The sequence below is a fragment of the Acinetobacter populi genome (assembly GCF_002174125.1).
Lineage (GTDB): Bacteria > Pseudomonadota > Gammaproteobacteria > Pseudomonadales > Moraxellaceae > Acinetobacter > Acinetobacter populi.
In genome coordinates, this window is sequence record NZ_NEXX01000002.1 from 452,679 (window position 1) to 466,640 (window position 13,962).

Annotated in this window: 13 protein-coding genes; 7 read left to right on the forward strand and 6 right to left on the reverse strand. The window is 41.6% G+C overall.

The genetic code is table 11. The annotated features are described in order from the left end of the window. Positions 1–116: 116 nt before the first annotated feature. From dut to CAP51_RS08270, 3 genes are read right to left on the reverse strand one after another with little or no spacing between them, the layout of a single operon-like run. Positions 117–569, reverse strand: coding sequence for a dUTP diphosphatase (gene dut / locus CAP51_RS08260; RefSeq protein WP_087620263.1), 453 nt, complete (start codon positions 567–569; stop codon positions 117–119). Between the two features lie 30 nt (positions 570–599). Next, entirely contained in the window at positions 600–953 is a 354-nt protein-coding gene (locus CAP51_RS08265) for a VOC family protein (protein WP_087620264.1), read from the reverse strand. A gap of 6 nt (positions 954–959) precedes the next feature. After that, the gene (locus CAP51_RS08270; protein WP_087620265.1) at positions 960–3,002 is read right to left on the reverse strand and encodes a UvrD-helicase domain-containing protein; all 2,043 of its coding nucleotides are present in this window, start codon (positions 3,000–3,002) and stop codon (positions 960–962) included. A gap of 330 nt (positions 3,003–3,332) precedes the next feature. On the opposite strand from CAP51_RS08270, the gene CAP51_RS08275 reads away from it, so the two are divergent. Beyond that, entirely contained in the window at positions 3,333–4,793 is a 1,461-nt protein-coding gene (locus CAP51_RS08275) for a DASS family sodium-coupled anion symporter (protein ID WP_087620266.1), read from the forward strand. A 76-nt stretch (positions 4,794–4,869) separates the two neighbouring features. Here CAP51_RS08275 and CAP51_RS08280 read toward each other — a convergent pair whose 3' ends face one another. Then, positions 4,870–5,514, reverse strand: coding sequence for a YiaD family glycine zipper/OmpA-like lipoprotein (locus CAP51_RS08280; RefSeq protein WP_087620267.1), 645 nt, complete (start codon positions 5,512–5,514; stop codon positions 4,870–4,872). A gap of 274 nt (positions 5,515–5,788) precedes the next feature. Between CAP51_RS08280 and CAP51_RS08285 the strand changes: the two genes are divergently transcribed. The 6 genes from CAP51_RS08285 (at position 5,789) to CAP51_RS08310 (ending at position 10,163) form a co-directional block, all read left to right on the forward strand. Continuing rightward, a complete protein-coding gene (locus tag CAP51_RS08285) occupies positions 5,789–6,694 on the forward strand; it encodes an acyltransferase (RefSeq protein ID WP_087620268.1) in 906 nt (301 codons plus the stop codon). Positions 6,695–6,718: 24 nt separating this feature from the next. Next, complete coding sequence (locus tag CAP51_RS08290) at positions 6,719–7,783, forward strand: hypothetical protein (RefSeq protein WP_087620269.1); 1,065 nt, start codon at positions 6,719–6,721, stop codon at positions 7,781–7,783. A 140-nt stretch (positions 7,784–7,923) separates the two neighbouring features. After that, positions 7,924–8,622: a septum site-determining protein MinC gene (gene minC / locus CAP51_RS08295; protein WP_087620270.1), complete on the forward strand. Its 699-nt coding sequence runs from the start codon at positions 7,924–7,926 to the stop codon at positions 8,620–8,622. Positions 8,623–8,685: 63 nt separating this feature from the next. Next, positions 8,686–9,498: a septum site-determining protein MinD gene (minD, locus tag CAP51_RS08300; protein WP_087620271.1), complete on the forward strand. Its 813-nt coding sequence runs from the start codon at positions 8,686–8,688 to the stop codon at positions 9,496–9,498. Between the two features lie 2 nt (positions 9,499–9,500). After that, entirely contained in the window at positions 9,501–9,773 is a 273-nt protein-coding gene (gene minE / locus CAP51_RS08305; RefSeq protein WP_087620272.1) for a cell division topological specificity factor MinE, read from the forward strand. 102 nt (positions 9,774–9,875) lie between these two features. Next, complete coding sequence (locus CAP51_RS08310) at positions 9,876–10,163, forward strand: PA4642 family protein (RefSeq protein WP_087620273.1); 288 nt, start codon at positions 9,876–9,878, stop codon at positions 10,161–10,163. Between the two features lie 59 nt (positions 10,164–10,222). On the opposite strand, the gene CAP51_RS08315 is transcribed toward CAP51_RS08310, so the two are convergent. Beyond that, entirely contained in the window at positions 10,223–10,843 is a 621-nt protein-coding gene (locus CAP51_RS08315) for a LysE family transporter (protein ID WP_087620274.1), read from the reverse strand. A 101-nt stretch (positions 10,844–10,944) separates the two neighbouring features. Further along, on the reverse strand, positions 10,945–13,935 hold the full coding sequence (locus CAP51_RS08320; protein ID WP_087620275.1) for a DNA translocase FtsK: 2,991 nt from the start codon (positions 13,933–13,935) through the stop codon (positions 10,945–10,947). Between the last annotated feature and the right edge of the window lie 27 nt (positions 13,936–13,962).

The window sequence follows — 13,962 nt, forward strand, 5'->3', positions numbered from 1 at the left end:
TCGTCTGAATATCATTCTAAACCGTTATCCTTGTGATCATACTGAAAAATTTATCAAATCAATACCCGATTTTAGTATTGATTTGATTTCAGAATTACTGTGCTTTTTTAAAATAATCAATGCTTACCAGTATGGCCAAAACCGCCAGCACCACGTTCTGAGGCTGCAAATTCATTGACAAGATCAAACTGAACCTGTTGTACTGGCACGACCACATATTGTGCCAAACGCTCGCCCGGTTCCAATACAAAGGTATTTTGCCCACGATTCCATACCGATACCATTAATTCCCCCTGATAATCAGAGTCAATTAAACCCACTAGATTACCGAGAACAATACCATGTTTATGTCCCAAACCAGAACGAGGCAAAACCAGACCGGCAAAATTCGGATCCTGAATATAAATCGCCAGACCTGTTTTGACCAATACAGTTTGTCCCGGTTCGATACTCACTGCCTCATCCAGACAAGCGCGTAAATCCAGACCGGCAGAACCCGTGGTGGCATAGTTGGGCATATCCCATAGTTTACCTAAACGCTCATCCAAAACTTTGACTTGTACTTTCATCTTTTGTTCCATTCATTTAAATTCTAAATATTACGCAATATGCTGTAATACATTTAATAACCGACCAATCAGATCTTGGATATAAAATCGGCGAACACCCCAGGGTTCAATCTGTGGGCCATAAACGATGTCCAATTTTCTATCCATTACCTTTTGTAATACTTCATCCAGATTATCAACTTCGATAGATAAATCTGGAACACGGGTATTTGAACCGCCTTCGATTGCAACACTCAGTTGTACCTGCATCTTTTCTGGTGAAACATAAGTCTGAATCCAGCCATGATTCATCACCAGCTCCAACTCAAATAGGTCACAATAAAATGCTCTCATCACGTCAAGATGCTCTGAGGCAAGGTTTGCAACAATTCTTTTAACGGTCATCGTCGTTTATCTTTTTCGCAAAGCTTTAAGATTTTCCAATGCACGTCGTGCCTGTTCCATTGGATCAACCTGTGTCGCATTTGCCGGTTTTTTACGTCCTAGCCACTCGATTTCATCTGCGGGTAATTCATCGAGAAAACGACTTGGATTCATTTGTTTCATTTGCCCGCCATTCTTACGCTGCTCAGCTAAGGTCAAGGTTAAACCTTGCTTGGCGCGGGTAATGCCTACGTACATCAAACGACGTTCTTCTTCAATGGTATCGGCTGCAATCGAGTTACGATGTGGCAATAACTCTTCTTCCAGACCCATCATATATACATAAGGAAATTCCAGACCTTTTGCTGCATGTAGGGTTAACAAATTAACCTTATCAATATCTTCGGCTTCCTGTTGTTGCTCCAACATATCAATCAACACCAGTTTACGAATCGCACTTTCAATATTGCGATCATCGACATCATCGGCCTTGTTAATCAGACTTTGGATACTGTTGTACAGACTTTCGATATTGTCCAGTTTGGTTTTTTCCTGTGCAGGGGTCGCTGCCTGCTCACGCACATAATCAATATAACCCGCTTCATTCATCATCTGACGCACCAATGGTACAGGGTCATCATGATCATGCAGCTCACGGGTAAAATTCTGGATAAACTCGGCAAACTCATGCAATTGTGTCATGGCTTTTTTAGGCAGAACCATGGCTAAACGCTGATCGGAAGCTGCGCCCAATAAAGACAAATGATTGTCCTGTGCAAATAATCCCAGCTTTTCCAGCGTTACAGGACCAATCGCACGTTTTGGCGTGTTAATAATCCGCAGGAAAGCACTATCATCTTCCGGATTGATGATCAAACGCAGATAGCTCATCACGTCCTTAATTTCTGCCCGAGCAAAGAATGATTGTCCACCAGACAATTTATAAGGAATCTGCATTTGACGTAATTGCGTTTCAATTACACGTGACTGGAAGTTACCACGATACAGCACAGCATAATCTTTCCAGTTTTTACCATTCATTAATTTATGTGTAATCAAATCCTTAACCACACGTTCTGCTTCGTCATCATCATTACGACAGGTAATTACCCGGATCGCATCACCACGACCTTTATCACTCCAAAGCTCTTTTTCAAAAATATGTGGGTTGTTTGTAATGACAGCATTGGCAGCTTTTAAAATAATACTGGTCGATCGATAATTCTGTTCCAGTTTGACCACTTTTAAATTTGGAAAATCCTGTGCCAGCAATGCCATATTTTCCGGCTTGGCACCACGCCATGCATAAATCGACTGGTCATCATCCCCCACCGCAGTAAACTGCCCCATGACACCTACCAACAGTTTTACCATCATGTATTGGGCGGTATTGGTGTCCTGATATTCGTCCACCAATAGATAGCGCACACGATTTTGCCATTTGTCCCTAACTTCGGCATTGTCCTGTAACAGTCGGGTTGGCATCACGATTAGATCATCAAAATCAACCGCATTATAAGCACGGAGATTACGCTCATACAGTTGATATAAATGTGCAAGCTGGACATCTTCCGGTGTTTCGCAAGTGACATGTGCCTGTTCCGGTGGAATCAGATCATTTTTCCAGTCGGAGATTTTTTTCATCGCCTTGGCAATCAGCTCTTTACTTTCGGCGCCTGCCAAATTATCGCGATGCATTAAATCCATCAAAATTCGTTTACAGTCATCGGCATCGAGAATAGAAAAATTATTTTTGAGCGGTGTATGCTTGAGTTCCAGACGTAAAAGATTTAAACCAAAGGTATGGAACGTCGAAACATTCAAGCCTTTGGACTGTTCCTTACTCAACAATTTCAGCACACGTTCCTTCATTTCCCGTGCCGCTTTATTGGTAAAAGTCACTGCGGTAATCCGGTGTGCCGGAATATTACATTGTTCAATCAGATAGGCAATTTTTTGGGTGATGACCGAGGTTTTACCTGAACCTGCCCCAGCAAGTACCAGCAATGGCCCTTTGGTATAGCGCATTGCCTCTTGTTGTTTATCATTCAGATGTGAACCTGCCGACATGATGATCGTTCCACTATGCAAAAACGAACTGTGATTATAATCGTTCACCTTGCACATGCAATCATTGTTATTTTAATACAACAGAAAATGACCAGCTTGTGCCAATCAGCTATTCAATCATTTTATAGCCAAAATAATGTACCAGCATTGTTGCTGCCGAATGCTTAAATAGCACCAAACATTGCAGTTATAGATGCAAAATACTAGGCCTCTATATGCAGAATAAAAAACATTTTATAAAACAAAGCTGTTTTAATTGTTCATGATTATAATAATGTCATCTATATCCCTCACACTCGGTCCAATGACCTAAATACAATAGAGGACATCATGTTCGGTTTTAAGCCTATTCCTACTGCCATTGCGCTGGCTATTGCCCTAATTATCTGGTTTGTTATTCCTGTACCTCAAGGCGTAGAACCTCAAGCCTGGCACTTACTGGCCATGTTTGTGGGTGTAATTGCGGCCATTATTGGTAAAGCCATGCCAATCGGTGCCATCGCTATCATTGCCATCATGCTGGTCGCCATTACGGGGGTGACCAATCCCAACCCAAGTGATGCGATGAAAGATGCATTAAGTAGTTTTGCCAATCCCCTCATCTGGTTAATTGGTATTTCTATCATGATTTCTAAAGGATTACAGAAAACCGGCTTGGGTGCACGGCTCGGTTATATGTTTATAGCTGTCTGGGGTAAACGTACCATTGGGATCGGTTATAGCATGGTATTGTCAGAGCTATTACTTGCACCAGTGACACCAAGTAATACCGCACGTGGCGGTGGGATCATTCATCCAATTGTACGGGCAATTGCCGACAGTTACGATTCAGATCCAGAAAAAGGCACAGAAAATCGCATGGGCAAATATTTATCCCTAGTGAATTATCATGCCAATCCCATTACCTCTGCCATGTTTATTACTGCAACTGCACCTAATCCTCTTGTGGTTGATCTGGTCGCAAAAGCCACCAATAGTCAGATTTCCCTAAGCTGGACCACATGGGCAGTTGCCATGTTATTACCCGGCTTGATTTGTCTAATTCTCATGCCCTTGGTGTTGTACTGGATGTATCCCCCTGAAGTTAAACAAACGCCAAATGCCACTCAGTTTGCCAAGGAAAAACTCAGGGAAATGGGCACTATCACGCACCATGAACTGATCATGCTCGGTGTATTTGGGATTTTATTACTGTTATGGGCCGGTATTCCTGCCATGATTTTTGGCGAAGCATGGACTGTTGATGCAACCACCACCGCATTTTTAGGCTTATGCTTATTATTAATCACTGGCGTTCTGACTTGGGATGACATTCTGACGCAAAAAAGCGCATGGGATACCATTACCTGGTTTGCGGCATTGGTGATGATGGCAACATATCTCAACAAACTTGGATTAATCGGCTGGTTTTCCGGGATTCTGGAGTCAAACATTGCACAACTCGGATGGAGTTGGATCCCTGCCTGTTTATTATTAATGCTGGCCTATTTATATGCACATTATATGTTTGCCAGTACCACTGCACATATCACGGCAATGTTTGCAGCATTTTATACTGCTGGTCTGGCATTAGGCGCACCACCAATGTTTTTTGCATTGATTATGGCTGCCGCCTCCAGCATCATGATGACGCTCACCCATTATGCGACAGGCACTTCACCGGTTATTTTTGGCTCAAACTACATTACGCTAGGCGAATGGTGGAAAGCCGGATTTGTCATGAGTGTGGTTGAAATTATCATTTTTATCTTTATTGGCGGACTTTGGTGGAAAATCTTGGGTTACTGGTGATACAACCTAATATTGTTATTATTCTGATAAAAAAACCACGCTATTTAAGCGTGGTTTTTTAACATTGATTTAAACATTAAGACACTGCATAAATGCTCAACTCAACACGACGGTTTTGTTGTTTACCTTCGGCAGTCGCATTACTTGCAATCGGGTTGCTTGCGCCATAACCTTGTGCATTGATACGGTTAGATGGTACGCCTTGTTGAATCAAATAGTTTTGTACTGATTGCGCACGGCGTTGAGATAATGGGATGTTGATCGAATCATTACCTGTGCTATCTGTATAACCTGATACCACAACAGCAACTTTACCATCGTTCAATTGTTGTGCAACTTTATTCAGAGTTGCATAGAATTGCGGATTAATAGTTGCATCATTGGTCGCAAAAGTAATGTTACCCGGCATAACCAGACCGATAGAACCATCTTCGTTACGATCTACACTTACACCAGAACCTGCCAATTGCTCTTTTAATTTTTTCTCACGTTGATCCAGAATATAACCACCTGCACCACCAATCACTGCACCAATCAAAGCACCACGATTGTTTTGTGAACTGGAATTGGCATTCGATTTAGAAAGGCCGTAACCAGCAGCAGCACCAATAACACTACCAATTGCAGTTTTGTTATAGTCTCTTTGACCAGTTGTAGGATCAGTTGTACAACCAGTTAATGCAACTGCCCCAATTAACGCTGAAATAGCGAATGCACGCATTGTATATCTCCATCTGTTATGTTTGCTATATGACTATTATCAATCAATAAACATCTTGTTCCATGGCTGTATTGTAAAAAAAGTGATTTATTTTTACATTTTGCAATATTTATAAGCACAGCACTCATAAAACTATTCCATTTTACTTCATAATGATGGGAATGACAGATTTATAAATCTTTGCTAAGGTTCCAACTTAACAATTTCATTATGTAAGCTCTATTGATATTTGGTAAAAAAACGATCAATAAGCCCTTATAATCGTGAGTAGAACATGTCCAAATCCAACACCTTGTTAAAAAAAATCAGCCGTGGTGTCTCTGTTGCCTCTACCATTACCGCAAGTACATTTGTGCATGGTCCACCAGTTTTGGCATTGGGCTTAACCAAACTCATCGCCAACTCAAAAAAGGTGGACGAAACCAATATTAAAATTACCAATAGCTGGCTAGGTATCAACAACTGGCTGATTGATCATGTCTTGCCTAATACCAAATGGACCATTACAGTCGATGAAAAACTAGACCTAAGTATGCAGGGACGATATTTGATGATCTGTAATCATCAAAGCTGGGTGGATACAACGGTTAATCAGTATTTTGGTGTATCACGTATGCCACTCACCCGTTTCTTTACCAAATGGGAACTTATTTTTATTCCATTTGTCGGGCAGGCATTTAAGATTTTGGGCTTTCCCATGATGAAACGGCACAGTAAAGCCGAGATTGCCAAAAATCCACAATTAAAAACTAGAGACATGGAAGAAGCTCGTAAAGCGTGCCAGCAACTTTTAAGCCAGCCCTTTACTTTACTAAATTACTTGGAAGGCACGCGTTTTACCGCAGAAAAACATGCTGCGCAACATTCACCCTACAAAAACCTGCTTAAACCTAAAGCTGGTGGTCTGGCGTTGGCTTTAAATATTTTGGGTGATCAAATTGATGCTTTTGTCGATATGACCATTGTTTATCCGGATGGTGTACCGGGTTATGGCGAGTTCTGGCTTGGTGATGTACCACGAATTGCCGTTGACTTAAGAAGAATTGATCTGCCAGACTGGATCAATAGCGGAAATTACGAAGACGATCCAGCCTATCGGGAAAAATTTCAGCAATGGGTCGATCAAATCTGGCAAGAAAAAGATCTGCGTATCGAACAAATGAAAGCAAATTTACAATAATCCAATTCGCTAAAGAGATTGAGTATGGCCGCCCCAAATCAGGCTAAAAACAGTTTTCGTCCAATTGATCACACCACATGGCAATGGAAACTATTCCTTGCCTATGACGTGTTAATGATGGCATTGATCGTCATTAACCTTGTCACTTTGGGTCTACAGGCATTTATTCTAAGTGACTTTGGCGCATGGATTGCTCAATCTCTGCATATTACTGGCGAAAGACTCTTTTATATCGAACACCTCAGTCCGCTTGTTCGCCGCATTGACTTTTATTTTATCTGCTTTTTGATTTCCGAACTGGTGATTCGCTGGTTGATTGCCATTATTGGTAAACATCATCGACGCTGGTGGTTCTTCCCGTTTATTCACTGGTATGAAGTACTTGCCATCATCCCGATGTTGCGTTTTTTAAGATTGTTGCGTGCCGGCGTGATTGCCTATCGCTTACATGAGCTGGGTTATAAAGTTGTACCGCACTGGATTCTGGTCCGGGTTAAATTTTATTACGAAGTGGTCATGGAAGAACTCACGGATCGTATTGTGCTGACTGCACTCAATCAAATTGAAAAAGAACTCGATACCAATAATATACACAATAAAATCATCCATAATATTATTGATCATCACCGTGACCTTTTTGCAGACACACTGGCTGAAACCCTGCAAAAATCATTGGCTCAGGCACTGGCCGAACAACAGGACAATATCAGTAAAAATATTGGTCAGATCGTTAATCAAGCCATAGAAGATACACCGGAACTGACACAATTATTAAGACTGATTCCAATCGTCGGTGGTCGCATCGAACAGCAAATTCAGTCAATTGGACAACGTCTGGGGGAAAATATCACGCAAGGTATTATTGCGCCGTTTAGCCAACAAACGCAGCTTAGCAGGCAAAATGCCAATCCATTGTTAAGTGAAATTTCGACTCAGATCAGTCAAGTGCCCTTAAAGTCTGAAAAAATCGATGCACTGGTTGAATCAGTCGTCCGTGAAAGCCTAAACGGTATTCGTGAACAGGTTAAAATCAAACACTGGCAACAACTTCTGGATGAAAATAATTTAAATGAAAAATCATTCACATAAAAAGTCGCTGAATTCATCAACAGTCTGATGAAATTGGCGATTTGGGGTAGAACATTTTGGCAATTTCCACTAGGATTACAGCATTTACATACATTATCTCGCAACTGGCATTTTAGACTATTTGCACATAAGGAACACATATGGCTGATATTCGTATCACAGGACGCATGGTCAATTTCTCAAGATTGACTTTTGAAACCAATGACCTCGATCGTATCCGCCAGCAACTTTCAGCAATTCTTGCCGATGATGATTACAGTGGTACACTGGTGATCATTGACAGTACTGTCAAGCAAGAATTGATCGAACTGATTCAATTACTGATTGAATACAAGCTCCAACCTATGGCTGCTGTCGATGGTGTTCTGGGTGATGATGCCCGTGCCATCCAGTTTCCAGTGATCTCCCCTGACCAGCCGGTACAACGCATTACCGCGACCTCTCAAACGATCCAGACAGAAGAAGCAGTGCTGGAAAAAGTGGCTGTGATCAAACCTGTTGCCCAGCCTACGGTTTACCATGACGAAATTTTACGTACAGGTCAAAGTTTGGTTGAGGAAAATGGTGATATTGTACTGACTGCCAGCATGAATAGCGGTTCTGAAATTATTGCCTCCGGTAATATTTATATCTATGGTACTGCCCGTGGCCGCGTGATTGCTGGCGCCAGTGGTGATATGAATGCCCGTATTTTTTGTAATAGCCTAGAAGCCGAATTGATCTCGATTGCAGGGACCTATTATGTGGCAGAAGATATTCCAAGCGAATATTTTAAAAAAGCGGTGCAAATTTACTTAAATCACAATCAAGAACTTGAATTTGAGCCTTTATCCATTTAAGGTAGGCTAAAATATAGATAAAGCCCTTTTCCGGGGCAGGAATACCTAACAGGAGTATATTCGGTGGCCAAAATTGTTGTCGTAACTTCCGGCAAAGGCGGAGTAGGTAAAACCACTACCAGTGCTTCATTTGCGACTGGCCTTGCGCTTAGAGGCCATAAAACCGTTGTCATCGATTTTGATGTTGGACTACGTAATCTGGACTTGATCATGGGCTGTGAACGCCGAGTTGTTTATGACTTTGTCAATGTCATCAATAATGAAGCACGATTACAGCAAGCCTTAATCCGTGATAAAGATATTGATAACTTATATATCCTTCCCGCTTCACAAACCCGTGATAAAGATGCATTGAGTGATGAAGGCGTACAACGGGTGATGGATGAGCTATCAGAAGAATTTGACTATATCATTTGTGACTCTCCAGCTGGTATTGAACGTGGTGCTATTCTTGCCATGTATCATGCCGATGAAGCTATTATCGTAACCAATCCGGAAATTTCTTCCGTTCGAGATTCAGACCGTATCATCGGTATGCTCGATAGCAAAACCAAAAAAGTAGAACAAAAAGAAGGGCGTATTCGTAAACATCTGTGTATCACACGCTTTAATCCAGAACGTGCTGATAAACAAGAAATGTTGACCATTGAAGACATTTCCGAAGATATCTTACGTGTACCTACACTTGGCGTGATTCCAGAATGTCCAAGCGTTTTACAGGCATCCAATGAAGGTAAACCTGTGATTCTGTTTACAGAGTCCAAAGCAGGTCAGGCCTATGATGATCTTGTGGCTCGCTTCCTCGGTGAAGATCGTCCTTATCGTCATATTAAAGCGCAACCTAAAGGTTGGTTAGCTCGATTGTTTGGAGCATAGACATGGCAGGATTTTGGAGTAAATTATTTAGCGGAGACGAAAAACCAAGTAGTGCACAAACTGCAAAAGACCGTTTGAAAGTGATTGTTGCTTCCGAACAAGGTCTGGGTCGTCGTTTAAGTCAGGATAAAATTGACCAAATGAAAAAAGAAATTTTACAGGTGGTCAATCGTTATGTACGTGGTGTTGATGAAACCAATATCAACATGCAGGTTCGTTCCGAAGCAAATATCGAAATGCTTGAAATGAATATCAATTTACCAGAAGATAAATAACCTCTTTTTTATTGACGATGTAGATTGAATAAAGGCAAAATTCAGCATATATAAGTGTCTGTTTTTTGCCTTTTTACTGGATTAAAATTTTAGGAGAACCTCATGGCAGTATCACAGCCAGCAACCTTTAATGAAGAATGGTCTGATGATCGCGTATTTGCCTATTTAAATCAATTACCACCACAAGGCGTAAATGCAGATTATCATGTGCTTTATAATGCCTTTAAACATATGCGTTCATTCGATTTTGAACGTCTATTAACAAAATTTGTTGCAGATGGCCGTGATGTCAATGCCAAAAATCCTCAAGGACAAACCATTGCTGATGTGATTGCACAATATCCAAGTCAAAGCACAGCGTTCTTAGAGGTCTTGGCAAAGTTTGCTTAATCAATAAACTTTGCATTATTAATCCAGAAGCCTGCATGTTCAGGCTTCTGTTATTTTCGTTATTTATGTCCGATTAAATACAGTCCAAATGACGTAAAAATCCCCCCTGAAATTCCATCAATCCATCGCGCAGCATTTTCATAGGCTGCTTTAAAACTTGGCATGGAAAATACCAGCATCACTAGACTAAACCAGATCACTGTTTCAATGGTGACGATGAATAACAATAAGGCATGTAAACCCTCAAGTTTAGGATTGACCAAAAACAATGAAAATACACTACCAAAATAAATCACTGCTTTGGGATTGGATAGGTTGGTTAGAAACCCTTTTAAGAAAAACAGTACACCTGATTGCGGTAAAATCAACGCAGCTGGCGTTTGATCAGACTTTTTAGCAAATGCAGCACGTAGCATTTGTAGGCCCAAATAACACAAGTAAATGCCACCTAAAATAAATAAAACTTGTCTTAACCATGCCATTTTTTCAAAAATAATATTTAGTCCCAGCAATGCCAATAATGCCCAAACCATGACACTACAGCTAATACCCATTACGACATAAAAACTGTCCTTGCGAGAATGACTGATTGCAGTTTGTGACACCAGAAAAAAATCTGGTCCCGGCGTAATCAGAGCGCACAAATGAATAAATACCAATGTCATTAACGCCATGAACATAAGAAGTTCCTTGATTTATTTATCATGATCACAAACTATTTGATCGTGCCAATCAATAAAAAAGCCCCAACATTGTTGAGGCCAAATACACAATAGCAATATTATACCAGAATATCCCGTTTACCATTGGGACCCATTGGACTTACGATACCATTTTCTTCCATCTGATCGACAATACGCGCTGCACGGTTATAACCTAGGCTAAATTTACGCTGTAATGAAGAAACCGAAACTTTGCGGGTTTCCAGCACAAAAGATACACATTGATCATAGAGCGCATCCCGATTTGGATCACCATCACCGGAATCAAAACTGCCATTTGAGCCGCCCTCTTCATCAAATGGTGTCAAAATCTCATCGATATAATCCGGAGAACCACGTTCTCGCCATGCGTCACAGATCCGGTTTACCTCGTCATCAGAAATAAAGGCACCATGTACGCGTTCCGGTTCGATTTTACCCGGTCCAAGGAACAACATATCACCATGACCAAGTAAGTCTTCTGCACCACCTGCATCCAAGATGGTACGTGAGTCAATTTTAGAGTTAACCCGTAATGCCACCCGGGTTGGAATATTAGCTTTAATCAGACCAGTAATGACATCCACCGATGGCCGTTGTGTCGCAAGCAATAAATGAATCCCGGCAGCACGCGACTTTTGTGCCAGACGCGTAATCATTTCCTCGGCTTTTTTACCGACCTGCATGATCATGTCGGCAAATTCATCGGCAACAATCACAATCATCGGTAAAGGCTGCAAACGAGGTGCGCGATCCTGCGTTGCCGAGTCACTTGGCTTCCACGTCGGATCAATTAAATCCTCACCACGGGCAATCGCCTCTTCAACTTTGCGATTGTAATCGGTGATTTTACGAATTTTCAAAAACGACATCAGTTTATAACGGCGTTCCATTTCATTTACACACCAATTCAAGGCACTTACCGCATCTTTCATATCGGTAACTACAGGTGTAAGCAAATGTGGAATATCGTTATAGTTTGCCAATTCAAGCTGTTTTGGATCGATTAAAATTAAACGTAATTCTTTGGGTGGATATTTTAACAGCATGGATAAAATCATGGCATTAACTGCAACCGATTTACCCGAACCTGTGGTGCCTGCTACCAGCATATGTGGTGCTTTGGCCAAATCGGCAAGCACCGGATTGCCCGAAATATCTTTACCCATAGCCATACTGATCAAACCACTAGGATCACGATAAGCTGGGGTTTCCAATAACTCGATCAAACGCACCATCTCACGGGCACTATTGGGCACTTCAATACCGATATAAGGTTTACCCGGAATCACCTCCACCACACGAACTGATGCCATAGACATGGAGCGTGCCAGATCTCGGGAAATATTGGTCACTTTAGACGCTTTTACCCCCGGTGCAAGATCAAGTTCAAAACGTGTGACTACAGGGCCGGGATGCGCTTCGATCACGGTTGCCTTGACATTAAAATCCTGTAATTTAATTTCAAGTAATTCAGATAACCGGCTCAACTGCTCGGCGGTAAAATTCACCTTCTTATTGGGATCAACAGGATCGAGTAAATCCAGACCCGGTAAAGGCGACAAATGTTTACGTTTTTCCACCACTTGAAAAGCATGTGATACAGGACGTCCTGAAGCATCTGTTAAAGGTGCATCCAGATCATCCCAGTCAAACTCTTCTTCTTGTGGTTTACCTGCCGTTTCATGCCAGGCTTCTATAAATTCCTGTTTACTCAGCGGCTTGTTAGCCTCTGCCTCTTGTGCGATCACAGGAGAAATTAAAGAATTTATTTCTGGAGTATTTTCCTCGTTCAATACTTCGCAATGATCAAATTGAGGGGCTTTTACTGTATGATCTTTTTGAGTCGTTGTCGCAGGTGTTGGCGTTTCTATTTTTTTCTGTTGATCCTGCGGTACGGCTGCCAACAGCTCATCAAATACTTCATCATCACTCCAGTCCAAAATAGTGTCATTCAGATCGTTTGGTAAAGGTAAAGATGTTGCCTTACGTTCTGGCAGTTCCTGCAAATGACGATCTGCCTGCTCGATTAACTGGATCATTTCATCATGAGAATCGGTTTGCTGTAACGTATGTAATGCAACAGTCTCTCTACTGTTACTCTCATTTTCAGTCTGCCCTACCCTATTTGTTACTGGCAAAGCAGCGTGCTCTGAATCCGCATGAATGCTGTCTGCTGTCTCTGTTTGCCCAGCAACTGCTCGCCATACCTCACCGCTTTGTACCGTCGTCTGCTGCTTAGGCGAAGCATTTGCAACAGGCACATTATCTGCTTCAGCAATCTTGGGTTTGGTAATAATTTTATCTTCTAATTGACGGATTTCTGTATCACTCTGAAGTTGCTCTTCAACAAAATCATAGTCATCAGTTTGCGTCGCGTCCTGAGTGGCTACCGCCGAATGTTCGGCAACTTTTTGTTGACGATTTGCTGCCACTGCACCATGTTTTTTTGCTTCTTCTCGGCCCAGACTCAAATCGTAATCTTCTGCTTCAGCAGGGACGTTTTTATAAAAAATATCCTGTAAATACCCGGGAATAGAACGAATCAATTGACCTGCATTGAGCCATTCAATCTTAAATGCCAAAGTCCATAAAATAACGCAAAACACAATTAAAAAAATAATTGCGCCAATTTGACTAAAGATACCCGCTAGACTTTGTGCAACCTCATAGCCAACAATTCCGCCAGATGCATTAACTAAAGCATCGCTGGGTACTTGCCAGAGGAAATACAACAGTGCAGCCGTAGTCAGCAAAATAAAAAACTGTGCAGCATAGCGAAATGGACGTGTTAAATAACTACGTGGCCACCAGACCTGAATCGCTTCGATAAATAAAAATAATGGTAACAATAATACTGCCCAGCCAAATAAGCCATACAGCATATCGGCGACCCACGCCCCTGCTACACCACTGGCATTACTGACCTGTTGCGTATCACTTGAAACATGCATCCATCCCGGATCAAATGGGGTGTAGGTTACTGTCGCCAAAAACAAGTAAATCCCAAAAGACACCAAAAAAATGGTACTTAAAACACGTTGTGCATAGTTACCGTTCACTACACTCATCTATTTTCCTATTCTAGCTTCGGCAGC

What these genes read in the sequence shown, in the direction of transcription:
- CAP51_RS08280 (WP_087620267.1), bottom strand. Translation starts at nt 5,514, where the DNA reads ATGCGTGCATTCGCTATTTCAGCGTTAATTGGGGCAGTTGCATTAACT.
- CAP51_RS08290 (WP_087620269.1), top strand. Translation starts at nt 6,719, where the DNA reads ATGGCCGCCCCAAATCAGGCTAAAAACAGTTTTCGTCCAATTGATCAC.
- CAP51_RS08310 (WP_087620273.1), top strand. Translation starts at nt 9,876, where the DNA reads ATGGCAGTATCACAGCCAGCAACCTTTAATGAAGAATGGTCTGATGAT.
- CAP51_RS08265 (WP_087620264.1), bottom strand. Translation starts at nt 953, where the DNA reads ATGACCGTTAAAAGAATTGTTGCAAACCTTGCCTCAGAGCATCTTGAC.
- CAP51_RS08320 (WP_087620275.1), bottom strand. Translation starts at nt 13,935, where the DNA reads ATGAGTGTAGTGAACGGTAACTATGCACAACGTGTTTTAAGTACCATT.
- CAP51_RS08275 (WP_087620266.1), top strand. Translation starts at nt 3,333, where the DNA reads ATGTTCGGTTTTAAGCCTATTCCTACTGCCATTGCGCTGGCTATTGCC.
- dut (WP_087620263.1), bottom strand. Translation starts at nt 569, where the DNA reads ATGAAAGTACAAGTCAAAGTTTTGGATGAGCGTTTAGGTAAACTATGG.
- CAP51_RS08285 (WP_087620268.1), top strand. Translation starts at nt 5,789, where the DNA reads ATGTCCAAATCCAACACCTTGTTAAAAAAAATCAGCCGTGGTGTCTCT.
- minC (WP_087620270.1), top strand. Translation starts at nt 7,924, where the DNA reads ATGGCTGATATTCGTATCACAGGACGCATGGTCAATTTCTCAAGATTG.
- CAP51_RS08315 (WP_087620274.1), bottom strand. Translation starts at nt 10,843, where the DNA reads ATGTTCATGGCGTTAATGACATTGGTATTTATTCATTTGTGCGCTCTG.
- CAP51_RS08270 (WP_087620265.1), bottom strand. Translation starts at nt 3,002, where the DNA reads ATGTCGGCAGGTTCACATCTGAATGATAAACAACAAGAGGCAATGCGC.
- minE (WP_087620272.1), top strand. Translation starts at nt 9,501, where the DNA reads ATGGCAGGATTTTGGAGTAAATTATTTAGCGGAGACGAAAAACCAAGT.